General features: G+C 61.8%; 20 protein-coding genes. 10 read left to right on the top strand and 10 right to left on the bottom strand.

The genetic code is table 11. From position 1 onward, the window contains the following. The first annotated feature begins 57 nt into the window (after positions 1–57). Positions 58–1,071, top strand: coding sequence for an MBL fold metallo-hydrolase (locus tag ACR9YP_RS34840; RefSeq protein ID WP_474218048.1), 1,014 nt, complete (start codon positions 58–60; stop codon positions 1,069–1,071). Between the two features lie 90 nt (positions 1,072–1,161). Continuing rightward, positions 1,162–1,404, top strand: coding sequence for a hypothetical protein (locus tag ACR9YP_RS34835; RefSeq protein WP_474218047.1), 243 nt, complete (start codon positions 1,162–1,164; stop codon positions 1,402–1,404). A gap of 597 nt (positions 1,405–2,001) precedes the next feature. Here ACR9YP_RS34835 and ACR9YP_RS34830 read toward each other — a convergent pair. The 8 genes from ACR9YP_RS34830 to ACR9YP_RS34795 are packed head-to-tail and all read right to left on the bottom strand — an operon-like array spanning position 2,002 to position 8,802. Then, entirely contained in the window at positions 2,002–2,850 is an 849-nt protein-coding gene (locus ACR9YP_RS34830) for a VOC family protein (protein ID WP_474218046.1), read from the bottom strand. A gap of 28 nt (positions 2,851–2,878) precedes the next feature. Next, positions 2,879–3,766: a VOC family protein gene (locus ACR9YP_RS34825; RefSeq protein ID WP_474218045.1), complete on the bottom strand. Its 888-nt coding sequence runs from the start codon at positions 3,764–3,766 to the stop codon at positions 2,879–2,881. Further along, positions 3,763–4,509, bottom strand: a complete 747-nt coding sequence (locus tag ACR9YP_RS34820; RefSeq protein WP_474218044.1) for a TetR/AcrR family transcriptional regulator — start codon at positions 4,507–4,509, stop codon at positions 3,763–3,765. The genes ACR9YP_RS34825 and ACR9YP_RS34820 overlap by 4 nt, the downstream gene beginning before the upstream one ends. Further along, the gene (locus tag ACR9YP_RS34815) at positions 4,496–4,819 is read right to left on the bottom strand and encodes a non-heme iron oxygenase ferredoxin subunit (RefSeq protein ID WP_474218043.1); all 324 of its coding nucleotides are present in this window, start codon (positions 4,817–4,819) and stop codon (positions 4,496–4,498) included. Before ACR9YP_RS34815 ends, ACR9YP_RS34820 begins: the two co-directional genes overlap by 14 nt. Further along, on the bottom strand, positions 4,819–5,580 hold the full coding sequence (locus tag ACR9YP_RS34810) for an SDR family NAD(P)-dependent oxidoreductase (RefSeq protein ID WP_474218042.1): 762 nt from the start codon (positions 5,578–5,580) through the stop codon (positions 4,819–4,821). The genes ACR9YP_RS34815 and ACR9YP_RS34810 overlap by 1 nt, the downstream gene beginning before the upstream one ends. Before the next feature lie 15 nt (positions 5,581–5,595). After that, positions 5,596–6,081: an aromatic-ring-hydroxylating dioxygenase subunit beta gene (locus tag ACR9YP_RS34805; protein ID WP_474218041.1), complete on the bottom strand. Its 486-nt coding sequence runs from the start codon at positions 6,079–6,081 to the stop codon at positions 5,596–5,598. A 10-nt stretch (positions 6,082–6,091) separates the two neighbouring features. Then, positions 6,092–7,387, bottom strand: coding sequence for an aromatic ring-hydroxylating oxygenase subunit alpha (locus ACR9YP_RS34800; RefSeq protein ID WP_474218040.1), 1,296 nt, complete (start codon positions 7,385–7,387; stop codon positions 6,092–6,094). Positions 7,388–7,404: 17 nt separating this feature from the next. Further along, the gene (locus tag ACR9YP_RS34795; RefSeq protein WP_474218039.1) at positions 7,405–8,802 is read right to left on the bottom strand and encodes an NAD(P)/FAD-dependent oxidoreductase; all 1,398 of its coding nucleotides are present in this window, start codon (positions 8,800–8,802) and stop codon (positions 7,405–7,407) included. Here ACR9YP_RS34795 and ACR9YP_RS34790 point away from each other — a divergent pair. The 6 genes from ACR9YP_RS34790 (at position 8,717) to ACR9YP_RS34765 (ending at position 14,756) form a co-directional block, all read left to right on the top strand. Beyond that, positions 8,717–9,826, top strand: coding sequence for an amidohydrolase family protein (locus tag ACR9YP_RS34790; protein WP_474221163.1), 1,110 nt, complete (start codon positions 8,717–8,719; stop codon positions 9,824–9,826). The genes ACR9YP_RS34795 and ACR9YP_RS34790 overlap by 86 nt on opposite strands. Before the next feature lie 85 nt (positions 9,827–9,911). Beyond that, on the top strand, positions 9,912–10,301 hold the full coding sequence (locus ACR9YP_RS34785) for a hypothetical protein (RefSeq protein WP_474218038.1): 390 nt from the start codon (positions 9,912–9,914) through the stop codon (positions 10,299–10,301). Continuing rightward, entirely contained in the window at positions 10,289–11,821 is a 1,533-nt protein-coding gene (locus tag ACR9YP_RS34780) for an AMP-binding protein (RefSeq protein WP_474218037.1), read from the top strand. Before ACR9YP_RS34785 ends, ACR9YP_RS34780 begins: the two co-directional genes overlap by 13 nt. A 29-nt stretch (positions 11,822–11,850) precedes the next feature. Next, complete coding sequence (locus tag ACR9YP_RS34775; RefSeq protein ID WP_474218036.1) at positions 11,851–12,660, top strand: alpha/beta fold hydrolase; 810 nt, start codon at positions 11,851–11,853, stop codon at positions 12,658–12,660. Beyond that, positions 12,657–13,436: a 2-keto-4-pentenoate hydratase gene (locus tag ACR9YP_RS34770; RefSeq protein ID WP_474218035.1), complete on the top strand. Its 780-nt coding sequence runs from the start codon at positions 12,657–12,659 to the stop codon at positions 13,434–13,436. Before ACR9YP_RS34775 ends, ACR9YP_RS34770 begins: the two co-directional genes overlap by 4 nt. An 87-nt stretch (positions 13,437–13,523) precedes the next feature. Next, positions 13,524–14,756 (top strand): ABC transporter substrate-binding protein, encoded by a 1,233-nt coding sequence (locus ACR9YP_RS34765; protein WP_474218034.1) that lies wholly within the window; start codon positions 13,524–13,526, stop codon positions 14,754–14,756. 212 nt (positions 14,757–14,968) lie between these two features. Here the strand turns inward: ACR9YP_RS34765 and ACR9YP_RS34760 are convergent, their stop codons facing one another. Continuing rightward, positions 14,969–16,135 (bottom strand): ABC transporter substrate-binding protein, encoded by a 1,167-nt coding sequence (locus ACR9YP_RS34760; RefSeq protein WP_474221162.1) that lies wholly within the window; start codon positions 16,133–16,135, stop codon positions 14,969–14,971. 84 nt (positions 16,136–16,219) lie between these two features. After that, a complete protein-coding gene (locus ACR9YP_RS34755; RefSeq protein ID WP_474218033.1) occupies positions 16,220–17,359 on the bottom strand; it encodes an acyl-CoA dehydrogenase family protein in 1,140 nt (379 codons plus the stop codon). Here ACR9YP_RS34755 and ACR9YP_RS34750 point away from each other — a divergent pair. Further along, the gene (locus ACR9YP_RS34750) at positions 17,297–18,304 is read left to right on the top strand and encodes a FadR/GntR family transcriptional regulator (protein WP_474218032.1); all 1,008 of its coding nucleotides are present in this window, start codon (positions 17,297–17,299) and stop codon (positions 18,302–18,304) included. The two genes, ACR9YP_RS34755 and ACR9YP_RS34750, sit on opposite strands and share 63 nt — an antisense overlap. A gap of 57 nt (positions 18,305–18,361) precedes the next feature. Next, positions 18,362–19,171, top strand: a complete 810-nt coding sequence (locus tag ACR9YP_RS34745) for an enoyl-CoA hydratase/isomerase family protein (RefSeq protein ID WP_474218031.1) — start codon at positions 18,362–18,364, stop codon at positions 19,169–19,171. Positions 19,172–19,174 lie beyond the last annotated feature (3 nt).

Here is a 19,174-nt window from a genome sequence, read left to right as displayed (position 1 = left end):
GATGTCTTTCGGGCTCCGACGGAAACCGTCGGAGCCGCAATTTGCGGACCTAATCTCATGACGAACAGCAGCGAATCCTCCATCAGCGAGCTGCTCGAACTATGCGCTCTCGATCGGAGGCCATGGACGAGGAGAAATATTCTCGCCGGGGGCCTCTCCGGCCTCGCCCTGCTTTGCTCGAAGCCTCTTGGAGCAAGCGCACAGAATTCAATCAACGGCTCCGACCGTATCGTGTTGCTCGGGACCAAGGGAGGACCGACGATCCGCGGATATACTCCCAGCCCTTGGGCCAACCTTCTCGTCTACAAGAATATCCCCTATGTGATCGACGCCGGATATGGCGCGACTTTCAAGGTTGTCGCCGCCGGCCTTCCTTTGCCCGCCTTGCGTAGCATCTTCATTACGCACCACCATTCAGATCATGATCTCGACCTCGGTCCGCTGATCTATAACGCATGGGTGACGGGTCTTGGCCACGAAGTCGACGTTTTCGGTCCTGCCGGGACCCACGATCAGCTCGACGCGTATTGGCGATCCAACCAGTTCGACATCGAGACGCGAATTGTGGATTCCGGGCGCTCCGATCTGCGCAAGCTGGTCCGAACCCACGAGTACACGGAGGGCGATGTCTTCGCCAATTCGGACGTCAAGGTCACGGCTCTTCGCAACCTGCACCCCCCGATCACCGAGAGCTTTGCGCTTCGCTTTGAGCTCAGCGACGGTCGAAAGATTGTGTTCTCGGGAGACACGACCTTTTTCCCGCCGCTCGCCGAGTTCGCACGGGGAGCGGATTATCTGATCCACGAGGTGATGTATGGGCCCGCAATCGCGCGGCTCGCCGAAAGCAATCCAAACGCGCGCACCATGCTTACACACCTGAAGGCCGCACACACTTTAGCGGAGGATGTCGGACGGATTGCGACTGCCGCGAGCGTCAAAAAGCTTGTTCTCACTCATTTCGTTCCTTCTGACGATAAGAATATCACGGAACAAATGTGGAGAGACGCGGTGGCGCAAACGTACTCGGGCCCGCTCGTGATTGGCAAGGACCTGCTTGAACTACCGCTTTGACGCAGGTCCGGGGATGGCTCCGGGCCAAGGGCCCGGCGGACCATTTCTCTGAACTGATGTCCCGAGGAGCGGCCCAGTTCGCGGGGCACCGTGACTGTGACCAACGCCGCGCTGGAAGTGCCTCCGACCATCAATTTCCGGCTTCTGGACGATCCGCGCGATACGCCGCGGATTTTGCAGGCCGCCCGTTTCGTCGAAAGCTTGCTGGCCGATCCTCTCTTCGGCCGGTCTTACCATGATGCGTTTCTGCTGCCACCGGTGATGTCGCTTAATCAATTCGGCAAAACCGGCTTTTCCGGTGCGCTGATGGCGCTGGGTGCATCGCTAGTCTGAACGCGCCGCCGCCCTTGTCGCGCGTCGTACTGTCGCGCCGGCTGGCGCCTGACTTTTGGATAGCCAGCCGCCGGCGTCAGAGGACGCTAACCGATGAAGAGATCTTGAGCGCAATCGCGCCGATGGGGCTTGTCTCGGGCTGGGACCAGAGTTGGCGATAGCGTGCGAAAGGTGGCTTTTGACGCATTACCAACGGCCAACACCGCTAGTTAGACTGCCCTCCGGTAGGAAAACAGGGCTTCGGAAATAGTGGGTCTTGCCATGTAGCGGACCCCCGCTACCAATCGTACAATTTTGTGCGCCAGACTACGATCTTTTACCATTTTGTTTTCCTGAAGCTAGCGGGTTGGCGCGCTCCGGTGTCTAAGCCCGCTATCTCTCGTCTGAGGGCGCCGCTGGTATTTTTCTCAGAATAGCCGTGATCGGCGGTTTCGGCGTGAGAAGACGGCTCTTCCCTGAAATCCAGGGCTTTGACAGCACTCTGGCCGTGAGCAGGTCTGAGCCTCGCGACAAGAAGCGAGGCAAGAGCAAGGCTCGCCCCTACGTCAGGACGAAGGCAAGCCAGCCGAAATGATCAGAAGAAACCCAAGCCCCGGATCACCCCGGACGTTGCGCCTTTGCACCCCACATACAGAGGCTCGACGGCTCGAAGCCAAATTGCCGGGGGCGGTGTGTTTCCTCGTCTTCGATTTCGTCGACGCCCACCGAATATTCGAACACCATACCGTCGGGGCCTTGGAAATAGAGAAACCGTGCACCCGATGTGGGATGCCGGCCTGGGCCGAAGACGATGGGCACGCGCTGGCCTTTCAGGTGGTAGTAGGAGCGGAGCACGTCGTCGTTGCTCTCGACCTGGTGATTGATGTGGTGAACGCCGGGGCCGCGGCCTGGCGCCAGCGCCATTGTGTGGTGAATCGCGTTGACCCGCATCAACGCGATGTCGCCGATGCGGTCGCTGACCCGGGCATTGCAGACCTGCGTCCAGAACTGCTCATCGCGGACGGGGTCGGTCGTGAAAAGGCCGATATGGCTGAATCCGGTAATGCCGGCATCGCGGCTGGCGAAGTAGCGTTTTCCGCTTCGCTCCGGGCGCACCACAAGCTCGATCCGGTTCCCGGTCGGATCGTTGAAGCCGATGAACCCCTTCACCTTGCGCTGCGCGCACTCGGCCGCGGTGCCGGCGTGCACGGCGTGGCCAAGCGTATCGAGCGTTGCCCCGGCGGCCTCAAGCTTGCCGTCATCGACGACCTCGAACGCAACGGTTTGCTCGCGAGGATCGCCCTCGAAATAGCAGAGCGTGTGAGCGCGATCGTCGGAACGAAGGTAAAGGGAATTTTTGGATTGCTCTCCTACTTGCAAACCCAGGCTTCTGGTCGCAAAGCTTTGCGCGTCTTCGAGGTTGGACACGCCGAGCCGCACATAGGCGAGATCCTTCAGTTCAATCATTCGGCCTCTCCATTCTCTCGAATGTCATTTAATCGTTCGCAAGCTTCAGTTCAGGCACAGTCTGATAATCGCTACCCCATTCGCAGAGCGATGACGCTTGGGCGGCGAACTGCCTCGGGTGGTGATTGGGATCGATGTCGTTGAGACCGTAGCTATAGGAAAAGAGGTGACCCTCGGGGCCTTCGAATCTCAGGAAGATCTGTCCCGACGCCGGCTCGCGGCCGGGCCCATGGACGATTTTGATCTGCCGCTCCTGGACGAAATAATGGCTCTGCATGAGCACATCCAGACTTTCGACGCCGTAACTCACGTAGAGAATGCCGGGTCGTGTCGAGGGATAGAGCGCGATCCGATGATGCTTGTGGTCGAACCGCAGGTAGGTGACGTCACCGGCCCAGTCGCTGACCTGGGCGCCCAGGATCACGGTCCAGAATCTCAAATCGTCCTTGAGCGCGGTGCTGCGCAACCCGATTCCTTGCAGGCCGGTGATGCCGGCGTCCCGGCTTGGGAAGTAACGGCGGCCGCTCCGGGCCGGACGCAGCACGAGATCGATTTCGTTGCCGCTGGCATCCTGGGCGATCAATGCGTCGCGAACGAACCGCTGTCCGCATTCCGCAGGTTCGGCGCGGCGCACCTGAAATCCGTCGCGTTGCAGCCCGGCCTCCAAAAACTCGAGCGCCGCCTGGTCCGCCACCTCCAGTCCCGCCGACGACCTCACGCCCGTTACGAGCGAAAGCGTGTGATAACGATGATCCGACCGGAACAGCAGCGCCTGCTTAGCCAGCACCGGCTGCAGACCGAGTATAGTGGTTGCGAACTCGGTTGCCGTTTGCGGCTGCGCGAGGGCGAGCCTGACATAGCAGAGATCGATCAACGGACCGCGCGCTGGGGCACCTGGCAAATTCTGACCGCTCATGTCCGCTTTCTCGATTGCTTCGGCATGGCGCGCTCGATGTGTTGCCGGATGATGCTCCGCCAGACGCCGAGCAGGCGGGAGAAATGCTCCGGATCGTTCTCGATCAGCATTCTAACCGAAAATCCCCGGACCACGCTCAGGGTCAGGGCGAGCACGTCCTTCGCAAGCCGTTCCGGAATTCCAGATGATATCAGCGTGTCGAGCCAGGTCGCTTCGATGGAAAAGCGCGTCTGGCGAGCGAACTGCTGAGTTTCGCGCTTGAGTTTGCGCGTACTGTCATCGCTCATGCCAATAGCGAGTTCTATGAAGAAATAGTCACCAAAAAAGAATTCCTGGGCGTCCTGGATGATGCCATCGATCGGGTCGCCGCCATCGCGCCGCGCCGATTGCGCCCGGCGCGTACTCTGGGTGAACGTGATCTCGTTGACATAGGTGAGAACTGCGACCACGAGTTCATGCTTGCTCGGAAAATGATGCATAAGCGCACCGCGGGAGACGCCCGCGAGATCGGCGACCTCGATCGTCCGCAAGCCGCCGAAGCCATTTTTGCGAATGAGCTTGACTGCCGCGTCCAGAAGCTGCTTGCGGGTGGTCTCGCTCCGTTCCGCCTGCGTCCGACGCGGCGCATATTTTGGCTCGGCCGTGCTGTCCCGGCGGGACCGCAGCTTCTGACGCGCGCTGGGCGCGCGCGACGCTTCCCGCGTACTGCGGGAGCGCGGTTTGGATTCGCTAGAATTCGACATAGACGTTGTTCTCTATAACCTTGATTGCGAACGTCCTCAGCGCAACGGTGCATGGCATGCCGGTCGGCTTCCCGTCCGTTACGTCAAACGTGCCGAAGTGCCAGGGGCATTCGACGATCTTTCCCGTCAGAATGCCTTCTTCCGACAACGACGCCTCTCCATGTGTGCAGAGATCCGCGGTGGCGTACAGGGCTCCCTCGACATTATAGACCGCCAGATTGGTGCCGTCAGGCATGGTGGCGGGGCGGATCTCTCCTTCGGGAAAGTCCGCGATCGTCCCCACAAGAACCTCCTTTGTCATGGTGTTCATCACAGCATCGTGCTTCCGCCGTTGACACTGATGACCTGTCCGGTAACGAACGAGGCCTCCCTCGAAGCCAGATAGCAGACCATCGAGGCGACTTCATCCATTTCACCGGCGCGCCCCATCGGCACTACATCGACGAAGCGTTGCAGCGCCTTGGGCGCCTTCAGGGTCGCCCGCTGCACCTGAGGGGTGTTGACGATGCAGGGCGCGACGACGTTGACGGTGATACCGTCCTTGGCGAACTCACGTGCCAATCCCGTCGCCATCGCGTGCACGCCGCCCTTGGCGGCGTTGTAAGCCGCGTGGTCCCACAATCCGTTGCGCACCGAATCCGCGCCGATGTTGACGATGCGGCCGTAGCCTCGCGCCTTCATGACCGGTACGGCGTGCCAGGTGCACCAGAGCGTGGTCCACAGGTTGCGGTCGATTGTGGTCCGGAGCGTCTCGGGGGTGTGGTCGAGGAAGGGCTTGATGATGCCACCGCCGGCATTGTTGACGAGGATATCGAGCGCGCCGAATGTTTCGACAGCCGCCTTGATGACGTGACCGGCGATCGGCTCCTGCGACAGGTCGCCCGCCTTGACGATCGGCCTATCGCGCCCCGTTACTGCAATCTCTTCCGCGACCCGGCCAAGGTGCTCCTCGTCGACATCCGATAGCACTAGATGCGCGCCAGCGTCGGCGAAATGCCGTGCGATGACCGCGCCGATGCCGCTGGCGGCGCCGGTTACCACGGCCGTCTGCCCGTTGAAGTCAGAGCTCATCTGGTCCGTTTCCCGCTAGAGGACGATGCTGATACGGCCGCTCGGACGCAGGCCGTCGCCGGCGAGCAGGCAACGCTTCTCCCGGATTCTGAATCCGTACTCCTGGATGGCCAATCGATACTTGTTCGTTCCGAAGTAGAGATCGGTGTTGCCGTCCTTGGTGCGCAGCGTCTGGAACACGCAACTGACCTCGATTTGGTCGTCCTTTGTCGGCCGGATGCGGACATTGCCGACGATCCGGCTGGTCTTGGAGTGAGGAAACTCGGCGTGTGCCGTGCGCTTCATCAAACGCTTCACGCGCTCGCCAAGCCGCGCGCGGTCGTCCGCGATGTAAAATAGGCTGGTAGCGGACGATGCGTCCGCAGGCAGGTCGGTGCAGGGTACCTCGTACTTGGCATCGTCGGTAAACAGCGTCAGCCATTCCGGCAGGCGCCATTGATCGAGTAGATCGGCTTCGTTGAACAGGAAATCCTCGACGTCGGCTCGGCTCACGGTGTGCATGTCGTCCTCCTCAGGCCGCTACGTCCTTGATGCTGGCAACTGGCCCGGGGAACATCTGCTTGTTCCATTGGGTCCAGAATGCGCGCATCTGCAATTCGTCATCGTGATGCGCCTTGTCCTTGCCCATTCCCTTGGAAATGTCGTTCCACAACGCCTCCTTGGAGTTCTCGAAGCCGCGCTGGCAATGCTCGAGCGCTTCGGCATCGTCAGGCGTCGCAAAGCCGCCGGGTCCGAGAAATTCAAGAAAGTTGTTGAGGCGATACTTCCGTGCCCATGCCGATTCGTCGTTGGGTGCGAGCGCCCAGGCGTTGATCACCATGTAGTCGGGCGCCATCGGGAAATAGGTCCTCACGGTCAGCGCCATGATGTCGTTGACGACGAGATTCGGGAAGATGAACAGGTTGCGATTCTTCCGCGCGATCCTCTCAGCTCGCTCCTTGCCGTGTCGTTTGACGAGATTCTCGTAGAGCCCGGCGATTTCCGTTTTGCCTGCCGCGCCCCAGCCGGGGATCCACTGCGCGACCGGGCGGCCCCACGGTGCGCTATACTCCAGGACGGCGTGGCCGTTGCCGAGATCGTAACCGTAACCGCCGCCGCCCATTCCGCTGGCGAGGTTGTCGGTCGATCTCATCAGGATGTCGAAATAGGTCGCGTGGGTAGTGGAGGCGTGATAGCCGTCTATGCTGTTCTCGGTGAGCAGCTTCCAGTTGGCCCGGATCGAGTATTCCTGGCTGCCGGCCACGATCGACATCCCGGCGTCGGTCTGGTCGCAGATGACATCGAGATACTCTTTGGCGCCGGCCAGATAGTCGACCAGCGGCATGATGTTGCTGTCGAACGAAACGAAGTTGAAGTCGCGATAGGTCTCGAAACGCGGCACCGGCTGCATGTTCGAGGTATCGCGCCCCTTGAAGCCTTCCGGATAGGAGGCCTCGCCAGGCTGGCTGCGAAGCTTGCCATCCGCGCCAAAGACCCAGCCGTGATAGAAGCATTGGAACGACTTGGCATTCCCCTTCCGCTCGCGGCACACCTGCGCGCCGCGGTGCGGACAGGTGTTGAGCAGGGCGCGAAGCTGTCCCTTGCTGTCGCGGGTGAACAGGATGCCTCGGCCCGCAACCTTGCGCGTGACGAAGTCGCCGGGATTGGGCAGCTCGGACGAATGCCCGAGATAGAGCCATGACCGATCGAAGATTCGTTCCTTCTCGGCCTTGAAGATCTCCGGATCGACGAAGTTGCGCCGCGCGACCTTGAAAATGCGCTGGGCCGGATCGACCAGCAGGGCCGGCTGTGGGCTTTGTGCGTTCATCGGAGGTTCCTCTTTCCCTAGGCAGCGAGCGATCGCTTCAGTTCGAATGCCGGATTCTCAAGGTCGGCTTTGCGGACCCGTTTGCGCGAAATGACGAGGCGCCGCAGTACGGCCATGTCTCGCGCCGAATTGACGGTGATGCCTCCAACGACCTCGCCATCGCGAATGGCGATCATCATGAAACGTCCACCCGGAACGTCTCCCCTGACGATCTCTTCTCCGCCAGCGGGATTGCCGACGACCTGGACGTTGGCATCATATTGGTCGGTCCAGAACCAGGACGGGGCGTCGTAGGCGGTCTCGATGCCGGCCATTGCTCTCGCGGTCGCAATCGCCTGGTTCTGCGCATTGGCCCAGTTCTCGATCCGCATCCACCGATCGTGGCATCTGCTCCATTGCTCGGCGACGTCACCGGCGGCATGGATTCCGTCGGCAGCGGTGGCGCCGGTCGGTGCGACGCGAATGCCGCGTTCGATATCGAGCCCCAACTGGCGGGCCAAGTCGGCGACCGGCTCGACCCCGACGCCGATCAGCGCCAGGTCGGCCGCAATGAATTGACCGTCGTCCAGCTCCAGTCCGTCAGGCCGTGCACGACCGACCGAAGCACGACATATGATGTCGACGCCTTTCGAGGCGTGGAGATCCGCAATATATTCGCCAAGCGAATTCGATCCGATCTGCGGAAGCAGCCTGTCGGCCTTCTCCAGGACGGTGACGCGACATCCGCGGGCGATCGCAGCGGAGGCCGCTTCGAGCCCGATTACGCCGCCGCCGACCAGAACGATGCGCAGCCCGGGCTGCAAAGTCTCACGCAATTTGAGCGCGTCACCGAGCCCGCGCAGATAGTGCACGGGCAGAGGGCCGTCATCGAGCTCAGCCAGTCGCCGTACGCGCGTTCCGGTCGCCAGCAGCAAGCGATCGAATGCCAGCTCGCGCCCGTTCGCTAGTCCGACCACACGCTTGTCGCCGTCGGCCGCGAGCACGCGCGAGTCAGTCAGCAGCTCAATGCCGAGATCGCGCCACGCCTGGGCCGTCCGGATGAATGCTGGATCAGGCTCCCGATCCAGCAGCATGGCTTTCGACAGTTGCGGTCGCTCATAGGGCAAGTGCTCTTCCTCGCCGACGAGGGCGATCGGGCCGCGATGCCCAACTGCGCGCAATGCTTCGGCAGCGCGCGCGCCGGCTTGTCCGGCTCCGGCAATGACGACGCGTGTTTGCAGCGGGTCCAATTGCATTCGCTCCCTGGCTCGCCGCAGTGGCGGTCGCAGCCGCATTACGTTCTGAGACGTCTTGACAAGCGAAATAAAAACAATCATTCCTGTTTGTAAAGTGAAATATGTTGCCGCTGCTCGGTGCGGCCACAGATTGCACGAAGAAGCTCGCAAACGAGCTATAAGGGAGAGCGCCTTGGGCAACGTGATCGACATTCACACCCATGTCGTGCCTGCACGGCTGGCCGCAGACCCAAAGCGGGACGCGCGCTGGCCGAGCGTCGAGCATTCGACGGGCGATCAGTTCGCGGTGATGATCGCGGGCAAGGTGTTTCGCAAGCTCGATACGCGGTCGTGGGACGTCGAACGGCGGCTTGCGGACATGGTCGAGGACGGCACTGACCTGCAGGTGCTCTCGCCGATGCCCGAACTGCTGTCGCATTGGTTGCCGCCCGCCGATGCTGAATATCTCGCTGACGTCATCAATGATCAGATCGCCGCCATGACGGCGCGGGCACCGCGCAATTTTGCCGGCATCGGGATGGTGTGCGCGCAGGATGTGCCGCGCGCCGTGCGGCAACTGCAGAAGATCAAGAGCCTCGGATTCGGCGGGATCGAGATCGGAACGCATATCGACGGTGTTGCGCTCGGCAGCGAGACTCTGTTTCCGCTATATGAGGCGGCTGAAGCGCTCGAACTCGGTCTGTTCGTTCATCCGCTGCATCCAGCCGGCATGGAGCGGGTCGCGAGCAGTCCGGAGTTTGCCGCAACGGCGGTATTTCCGCTGGAGACCGCATTGGCCTCGGTCTCGTTGCTTGCGGCGGGCGTCCTCGAGAGATTTCCCCGCCTGCGGATCCTGCTGAGTCATGGTGGCGGGGCGCTGCCATGGATTCTGCCGCGCATGGACTACGGTTGGTCGCTGGGCGCAAAGGGCCGGATGACGCGTCAGCCATCGGATCTCGCCAGGCAGTTCTGGTACGACACCATTCTGTACGATCCGGCCCCCCTCTCATTTCTCGCCAGTGCTGTCGGCGAGGGCCGCATCGTCGCGGGGTCCGACTATCCCTTTGCGATCCGGCAGAAACAGCCCGGTGCGTTCGCCAGACGCGTACTCAGCAGCGACGCGGTTCTCGCCCAGAATGCCTTCGGTTTCCTTGGCCGGACTTACAACATCCAGGCGCTTGGCGGCGTAAGGGAAGCTGGTCAGGGGAGTGTTGCCCGTGGCTGAATGCCGCTCACTTCCGCAAATGTGTCTGCTCGGCCCTGTTCCGCCGCGAACCCCCGGTCGCAGTGATGCGCAGGTGCCCTCGGACATGACAAGGGGCGAGAGCAAGTATGGCCGCATTCCCTTCATCTATTTCTACCAGGACGGCACCAAGGCCGATCCCGCGTTCGGCCTGCTGGATATTGAGGTCGCGATTCAGCGCCGCGGCCCCGGCATGTTTCAATGGGAGGTCTACGCCATCGGTGATGGCTATCAGAGCGGACACGGCTCCAGCGCGCCGCAGCCGCTTGTGATCGAGTTTCGGACCGGCACGCGCACTGTGACCAGAGCCGAGTGGCGTTATCCGACCATTCTCAGCGGTCACATGGACGCCCTGACGTTCTCGGCGCCGCTCGCCCTGACGGAGGACGGTTTTCGGCAACTCGACAGCATCCTGCTGCCGCCCGTACGAGCCGAGGTGACGATATGTCTGGAGTGAGTGCAATGCCTCACGGGACGGTAATCGTCGGGCCTCGCCAGGTCGCGTGCGAGGCGTTGCTTGACCAAGGGAGCCGCGCGGCCTCCGCCTTGGACACGCTCGACGTTCGCGAAGGCGATGCCGTTGCACTCTTGATCAGGAATGACAGCTGCTATTTCGAGGTTCTGCACGCAGCCGCGCTGCTCGGCGCCTATGTGGTGCCGCTCAACTGGCACAGTACAGCCAGCGAAATCGCATACATCCTATCCGATTGTACGCCGCGTGCTTTGATCGGGCATGTCGATCTCATCGGCGTAATATCGCAGGCCGTGCCCGCCGATCTGCCGACGCTGGTGATCGACAATCCGGTCGCGGATGATACGCCATCCAAGATCTCGCCCTCGCATGCGAAGAGCTGGGCTACGGTCCGCGACCAAGCCCCGGCATGGATGCAGCCCGGGCGCGCACCGCGGGGCACGATGATCTACACCTCAGGCACGACAGGACATCCGAAGGGCGTGCGTCGTGCACCGATGACGCCAGAGCAGATCCACAAGAACGCAGCTCTGCTCCGCAAAATCTACGGCATTGAGAAGGGGATGCGGGCATTCGTTTGCGGTCCGCTGTATCATGCATCTCCCGGCGCCTTTGCCCGGCAAGCCTTTCAACACGCCGACCTGACGGTGCTGCAGCAGAGCTTCGATCCCGAGGATCTGCTGCGCGTGATCGCTCATCACCGGATCACGCACCTGACGATGGTGCCGACCATGTTCGTGCGCCTCTTGCGGCTGAGCGATGCGGTTCGCGGCAGCTACGACCTGTCGTCGATCCGCTGGGTCACGCACACCGGCGCCGCGTGCCCGCCGGAGGTCAAGCGCCGGATGATCGAGTGGTGGGGACCGGTGATCCATGAGACCTATGGCGCGACCGAGACCGGCCCCGCGGTCGGTTGCAACACGGAGGAATGGCTCGCGCATCCGGGCACGGTCGGGCGACCAATGGCCGGCACCGAGATCAGAATCTATAGCGAGAATGGCGAAGAGGTCGTTCCGGGCGGCATCGGAGAGATCTATCTCCGCACGGAGGCCTATTCCGACTTCACCTATCACGGTCGGCCCGACCAGCGCGCTCAGGTCGATCGCGGCGGGCTCGTGACATGTGGCGACGTCGGATATCTCGATGCAGATGGCTTTCTCTATATCTGCGATCGCAAGCGCGACATGGTCATTTCCGGCGGGGTCAACATCTATCCGGCGGAGATCGAGAGCGTTCTCGTCAACTGTCCCGGCATACGGGATTGCGCCGTGTTCGGTGTGCCGGACGAAGAATTCGGCGAAAGCCTCATCGCGGCGATCGAAGCCGAGCCGGACGCGCGGCCCGACACCGCTGATGTCATGGCGTTCCTCGAGCAGCGGCTCGCGCGCTTCAAGGTGCCGAAGCGGTTCGTCTTTCACCATGCCCTGCCTCGCGAGGCGAGCGGCAAGATTTTCAAGCGGAAGCTGCGGGATAGTTACCTTCAAATCGGCGCAACGCCGGCGTGAAGCAATCTCGCGATCAACAGGAGATAAACGTGGATCTGAGTGATAAGTTCATCGACGTTGGCGGAACGCGCACGCGCTACCATGATGTCGGGCAGGGCGAGCCGACGATCCTGATCCATGGCGGCGGCCCCGGCGCATCGGGGCTCAGCAACTATCGCAAGAACGTCGAGCCGCTCGCCGCAGGCCGCCGCGTCATCGTCATCGACCTGCCCGGCTTCGGCGAGACAGAAGGCAAGCTGAAGGATGGCCCGGTCTTCGAGGCAATGGGCGATTTCGTCCTTTCCTTCATGGATGCGATAGGCGTTCAGAAGGCGAGCTTCGTCGGGAACTCGCTCGGCGGAGCTACATCCTTGATGGTCGCGTTGCGTGCGCCCGAGCGCGTCAATCGGCTGGTGCTGATGGGAACGGGCGGCAGCCACGCGATCTTCACGCCGATGCCGACCGAGGGCTTGCGTCGCATGGCGATGTTTCACGGCGGCGAGGGCCCGTCGATGCAGAAGTTGAAGGGAGTCATCGAGCTTCTGGTCTTTGATTCCAAATCGATCACGGACGAGCTGCTTGAGGAGCGGCTGAAGGCCGCGATGCGAAAGGACGTCATCGACATCTTCAAGCGCCCGCCGCTCGATATCTGGCGCGAGAACCTTGCTTCGCTGAAGCATAGGACGTTGCTGGTCTGGGGCCGTGACGATCGTGTGGTTCCCCTCGACTCCAGCTTCATTCTGCTCAAGACCATGCCGAACGCTCAGCTCCACGTCTATCCAAAGTGCGGTCACTGGGCACAGTGGGAAAAGGCCGATGAGTTCAACGCGTTGGTCGCCGACTTCCTGGATCGCCCATGACCACGATTGTCGAGACCATCGCTACGCGTCTACAGGAAGCCGAATTTTCCCGGCGAGCGATCGATCCGATCGCTGTGGACATCGGAGCAGGGAAGATCGATCTCGCATACGCGGTCCAAGCGGAAGTGACCCGTCGCGGTATCGCCAATGGCAGAAGGCTCGTGGGGCGGAAGATCGGCTTGACCTCGAAAGCCGTGCAGCAGCAGCTCGGGGTGGACCAGCCGGACTATGGCGCCCTTTTCGCTGACATGGAGGTCGTGACGGGCGAGGCGATCAACGCCAGCCGGTTGATCCAGCCTCGCGTCGAGGCTGAGATCGCGATCGTGCTGGAGCGCGATCTGCCGAGCCACGATCTTACGCTCGGCGAGTTGATGCGCGCGACCGCTTACGCCGTTCCGGCGCTCGAAGTGGTCGACAGCCGGATCAGAGACTGGAAGATCACCATTCTCGATACCGTGGCTGACAACGGCTCGAGCGCGCGTTACGTGCTCGGCGCCTCCCCGCGGCGATTGACCGACATGGACCTCGCCGCTTGCAGCATGACCATGACGCGCAACGGTGCGATCGTGTCTGTCGGTTGCGGATCGGCCTGTCTTGGTCATCCCCTGCGGGCCGCACTCTGGCTCGCACGGACCATGGCTCGTGCCGGACAGCCGCTGCGAAGCGGCGACGTCGTATTGACCGGCGCCTTGGGCCCGGTATCCCCGGTTGCGGCCGGGGAGGTCTACGAGGCCATGATCTCGGGTTTCGGCCCGGTGAGCGTCTCCTTCACTTGAGGGCCTGTTCGTGCCGTCAGGATCGTTGAGGCGGAGACGTGTGGACTTTGATTGCTATTGAGAAGCATGAACAGGGAGGAAGCCAATATGCGATCGATCTCGCGGCGGTCCGCAATGGCGGGCCTCGGTGTCTCGGCGTTGACGCTCGGGCGAACGTCACGCGCGCGCGCAGCAGCAAGCTACGGGCTAGGTGTGACCGACACCGAAATCAAGCTCGGAACCACGGCACCGTATAGCGGTCCCGCTTCGGGCTACGGCGTCTACGGGCAGGCCCAGACGGCCTATTTCCAGATGATCAACGACAACGGAGGCATAAACGGTCGAAAGATCAATCTGATCTCGCTCGACAATGCTTTCTCGCCGCCGAAGGCCGTCGAGCAGACGCGCAAGCTCGTCGAGTCCGAGGAAGTGTTCGCGATTGCAGGGTTCTTGGGGACAGCCACCAACGCCGCCGTTCAGAAATATCTCAATGCGAAGAAGGTGCCGAACCTATTCTTGACGTCGGGCGCCGAGCGCTTCAACGATCCGAAGGAGTTTCCCTGGATTGTACCGTTCTATCCGATCTATGTCGCGCAGGGGGCCGCGCTAGGGGCTCGCATCCTGAGCGAGAAACCGGACGCGAAGATCGCCGTTCAATACGTGAATGATGATCTGGGCAAGGACTTTCTTCGCGGTCTCAAGAAGGGGCTGGGCGGCAAGGTCAGTGCCATCGTCAAGGAAATCAGCCACGAGATCACCGAGCCGACTATCGATAACCAGGTCGCCGATTGCAAAGGCGCCGGTGCGGACGTCTTCGTGCAACTCACCTATTCGAAGTTCGCCGCACAGGGCATTCGGAAAGTGGCAGCCATCGGTTGGAAGCCGCTGCATATCGTCAATTCGAATTGCAGCTCGGTAGGAGGGACTCTGGCGCCCGCGGGTCTAGACAACGCAAAGGGTCTGGTCTCGGCATGGTGGGAGGTCATCCCCACAGACCCGCGCCAACAGGACAATCCCCGCGTGAAGGCCTATGTCGAGTTCATGAAGAAGTATATGCCGTCCGTGAGTATTGACGACAATACGGCGACGCCCGGCTACAACAACGCCTATATGATCGAGCAGGTGCTCAAGCGATGCGGTAACAACCTAACACGCGAAAATCTGCTGAATCAGGCGACGTCGCTCAGGGACGAGCAGCCGCCTCTGTTCCTGCCCGGAATCAAGGTCGGCAACTCCTCAACTGACTACCGTGCGATCCACAACCTTCAAATCACGCGATTTGATGGTACCAACTGGGTCCCGATCGGCGATCTGGTCGATCTCGACGGGATAGCATCCTGAGTGGCGGAAGGCGCGTCAGCCCGGCGAGATTCTCTTGACGGATCTCGCCGGACCGCCTGACATATCCCGCGCCCGTCCTCCGCAACGATAGAAACGCCGTCGGCGGCGCAGTGGATCTCGGCAAAACTTCTTTGTGAATGACAGAACGGCCAAAGGAGAGCGAGGGCCGGTAGGGGGCTGAGTCTCCTGCCTTCGTCCACGCGGCGAGACGCTTAGTCCGCCGACATGGGATCCCCGGTAAGGCTCCAGCTTTGACCGTCGAAAACGGCGATCCGCAAGGTCTTGAACGCTCCGTAGTCGTCGGGTTTGGTGCTGATCGAGATGCCCGGCAGCATCATCGGCAGGCGTTCGCCGTGCAGCGATGTCGCCTGACGGATCAGGCTTTCCCGCGTCAGATCGTCGCCGCACTTCTTCAGCACGAGTTCGACCGCATGGACGTTCATGTAGGCCACGAGGACCGAATAATCGTCCGGATTGACTGACGCGGCGTACTTTTTCAGGAAGGCCTTGTAGGCCTTGACCTCATCGTCATTGGCCCAGGCGGGGTCGCCGGGCTGCTTGAGGAACTGCGTGGTCACGAGGCCCTTCGAGGCGTCGAGGCCTGCGGGCTTCAGGATCGTCTCGACGGAGGCCGTCGATCCCCCGATGATGTGCAACGGGTTCCAGTTGAGTTCATGGGCCTTGCGGATCGACTGCGCCGCCGCCTTCGAGGACGACTGCTCGACCAGCGTGTCGATGCCGGCGGACTTGAGTTGGACGATCTGCGAATCGATCGTGGGGTCGGCGAGCTCGTAGGATGCCTCGAGCACGATCTGCGAGGCCTTGTCGCCGAGACCGGCGCGAAGGCCTTTCAGATAGTCCTTTCCGTAATCGTCGTTCTGGTAGAGGACGCCGATCTTGGCCTGCGGCCGGGTCTTCAGCAGATACTTGCCGATGACGCGTCCCTCGGTCTCAAAATCGGGATAGAGCGGCACGGTCCAGCGGAAGCTCTTGGGATCGTTGAAGCGCCGCCCACCTGCGGTGATGAACAGCTGCGGAACCTGTTTGGAGTTCAGGTATTTCTGAACGGCGACGTTCGGCGCCGTGCCGATGGTGCCGACTTCCGCTAGCACGCCGACGTCCTCGACGAGCTTGCGCGACTGCTCGACCGCCTTGGGGGCGCTGTACGCATTGTCGAGCTGCGTGAAGTTGATCTTGCGTCCGTTGATTCCGCCCTGTTCGTTGAGCATCTCGAAATAGGCGATGACGGCGCGTCCCGCGCCGGCGCCGAACGCAGACGCAGGACCGCTCAGCGGGGTCGATTGCCCGAGCTTGATCTCGGTATCGCTGACGCCCGGCCCGTAGTCTTTTTGCGCGTGGAGCGGTATGGACACCAGCATCGCTGATGCTGCAATCAGGCCGAGCGCGTGCCCGAAATGGCTGTTCAAGGTTAGATCCTCCCGATTTATTTGTTTTTCAGGCTCTTATCGTAGAAGCTCGCGGGCAATGACCATCCGCTGGATCTGGTTGGTGCCCTCGAAGATCTGCGTCAGCTTGGCGTCACGCATCATGCGCTCGACCGGATAGTCCATCGTGTAGCCATACCCGCCGAAGATCTGCACGGCGTCGGTCGTGACTTTCATGGCCATGTCGCTGCCGACGCATTTGGCCATGCTGGCAAGGACGTTCAGGCGCTTCCAGTCGCCGGCGTCGCCGGCGCGCGCGCATTCATAGACGAGGGCGCGCGCCGCCTCGATCTGCATGGCCATGTCGGCGAGCATGAACTGGACTCCCTGAAACTCAGAGATCGATTTCTTGAACTGCTTGCGCTCCTTCGCGTAGGCGAGGCAGGCATCCAGCGCTCCCTGGGCGAGGCCGACGGACTGCGCGCCGATCGTCGGGCGGTTGAGATCGAGCGCGCGCATCGAGGCGCGAAAACCCTTGCCTTCCTCACCGACGAGGTTTTCCACCGGCACCCGCACGTTGTCGAAGAAGATCGGCGTGTTCGGCGCGCCGCGAAAGCCCATCTTGCGCTCGTGCCGGCCGAACGTGATGCCCGGCATGTTCTTAGGTTCGACGATGAAGGCGCTGATCCCGTCCGCGCCAGGGCTGTCGCTCGTACGCGCCATTACGACGATATAGTCGGCCGCCACACCGTAGCTGCACCATTGCTTGCGGCCGTTGAGGACGTAGCAGTCGCCGTCCTTCTTCGCGCGCGTGTTGATCGCGGTCACGTCGGAGCCGGCTTGAGGCTCGGAGATTGCGATCGCCGTCACGATGCCGCCTTTGGCAATCAACGGCAGGTACTTCTTCCGCTGCTCTTCGGAGCCGAAGTGGAGCAGCGGCATGATGAACATGGTGTTCAGTGCCGCGATCGACGCGCAGGCGGGAGAGAACCTCGATATCTCCTCGCGCGCGATGCAGGCCATGGTCAGATTGCCATTCGGCCCGCCATATTGCTCGGGGACCCAGAGCTGCATCAACCCCATCTCGCCGAAAAGCTTGACGAGTTCGAGGGGAAAGCGGTCGGTGTCGTCGATCTCGGCTGCGATCGGCGCCACATGCTTGGTGGCCATCTTCCGGACGCTGTCGCGAAATGCGATCTGCTCCTCGGTGAAGCTCATGGACGTCTCCGCTGCTTTTTTCGTTGGGAGGGCCAAAAAGGGGCTTCCATTGAATGGGTGATCCATTTAATAATCCATTGCATGCCAACCAAGTCAAGCCCCCAAAAGTTCACTGGCCCGCGCGTTGCGTCGTCGAAGCGTCGCGAGCGGGCTCCCGATCACCGCACGGCCGGATCACCGGCGCCCGTGGCGTTTCGGCCGATTCACACGCGGCGCGCCTTCGAGGAAATCTGCGATCGGATTCGCGAGCAGCTCGCGCTGGGGGTTCTCAAGCCCGGCGACAAGCTCCCGCCCGAGCGCGATCTCGCTCAACAGCTCGGCGTCAGCCGTAACGTCCTGAGAGAAGCGCTTCGCAGCCTTGAAATGGCCGGCGTGCTCCGGCTGCAGAAGGGCGTCAAAGGCGGCGCGTTCGTTCAGCAGGGTGACACCAGCCGCATGAACGTGGTCATGCGCGACATGCTGAGCCTGGGAACGATCTCGGTCCGCGAGCTGTCGGAAGCGCGAGTCCACGTTCTCGACCTCGTGGTGCGCCTGGCCTGCGCGAACGCCCGACAGTCGGATTTCGAGGCGTTGCAGGCAAATGTCGAGCGAACGGAGCTCTTTACCCGTGAGGGCCGGTTGCTCGAGCGGGTCGAATGCGCGCGGGAGTTCTACAAGCTGCTCGCCGTGGCGTGCGGCAACAAGGTGATCGCCATGATCACCGATGCCGTCACCGAAATCCACATGCGGTTTGTCTATGCCAAGGTCGCATCGAGTGGGGTTGCGATGGCGCGCCTGGTCGAGAGGCGCAGGCAATTCCTGGCAGCGCTGCGCGAGCGGAATGCAGCGGCGGCGGCCCGCTTGATGCGGAGTCACCTGGGTGCGGTTCAGAAGATGCTCGAGCAGGATCCAGGCGCCATGTCACTCCAGATCGCCTTGGCGGAGATGAAGCCCGGCATAAAATGACGCGCGTTTATCCGGCAGCAGGTCGGATGTGAATAAGAAAAACGAACGGAGGAAGAAGTGTCCCGATATGCAAAGTACGAGTGTTTGACCGTGGATGTCGCCGACAAGGTCGCGACGGTGACGTTGAACCGGCCGCAGGCCCGCAATGCCATCAATCAGAAGCTGATCCGCGAGCTCCGCACGATCTGGGACGATCTCGCCGACGATCATGCCGTCAACGTCGTGGTGCTGACCGGCGCCGGCGAGTTCTTCAGCGTCGGTGGCGACGTCAAGGCGATGTCGGAACGGCCAGGCGGCGACGTCCTGGAGGAGGGCGAGGTCCACGACCCCATGATCAGCCGCCGCGGTGTGACGCGCCAGCTCGAGCTCGACAAGCCCATCATTGCCGCGATCAACGGCGATGCCATCGGCCTTGCGGCGACCCACGCGCTGCTCTGCGATATCACCGTCATGGCGGAAGATGCGCGCATCGGCGACACGCATGTGTCGCGGGTCGGCCTAGTGGCTGGAGATGGCGGCACGGTGATCTGGCCGTTGCTCGTTGGCATCAACAAGGCCAAGGAATTCCTCATTCGCGGAACCCTATTGAAGGGAAAGGAAGCGGAGCGGATCGGCCTCGTCAATCACATCGCTCCCCGATCAGAGGTGCTGGCAATGGCTCGGGAGATCGCGATCGAGCTCGCCAACGGTCCTACCTGGGCCATTCGCTGGACCAAGCTGTCGATCAATCAGATCGTCAAGGATCGCGTGAATATGCTGCTCGAGGCCTCGATGGCGCTCGAACAGGTGACATTCGAAACCGCCGACCACAAGGAGGCCACCATGTCCTTCAAGGAGAAGCGCAAGCCCAGGTTCGGCCAGGGCTAGTTG

The sequence above is a fragment of the Bradyrhizobium sp. BR14999 genome (genome assembly GCF_056106085.1).
Note: the sequence above shows the minus strand (reverse complement) of the source record. Positions and strands in the feature narration are given on the sequence as shown.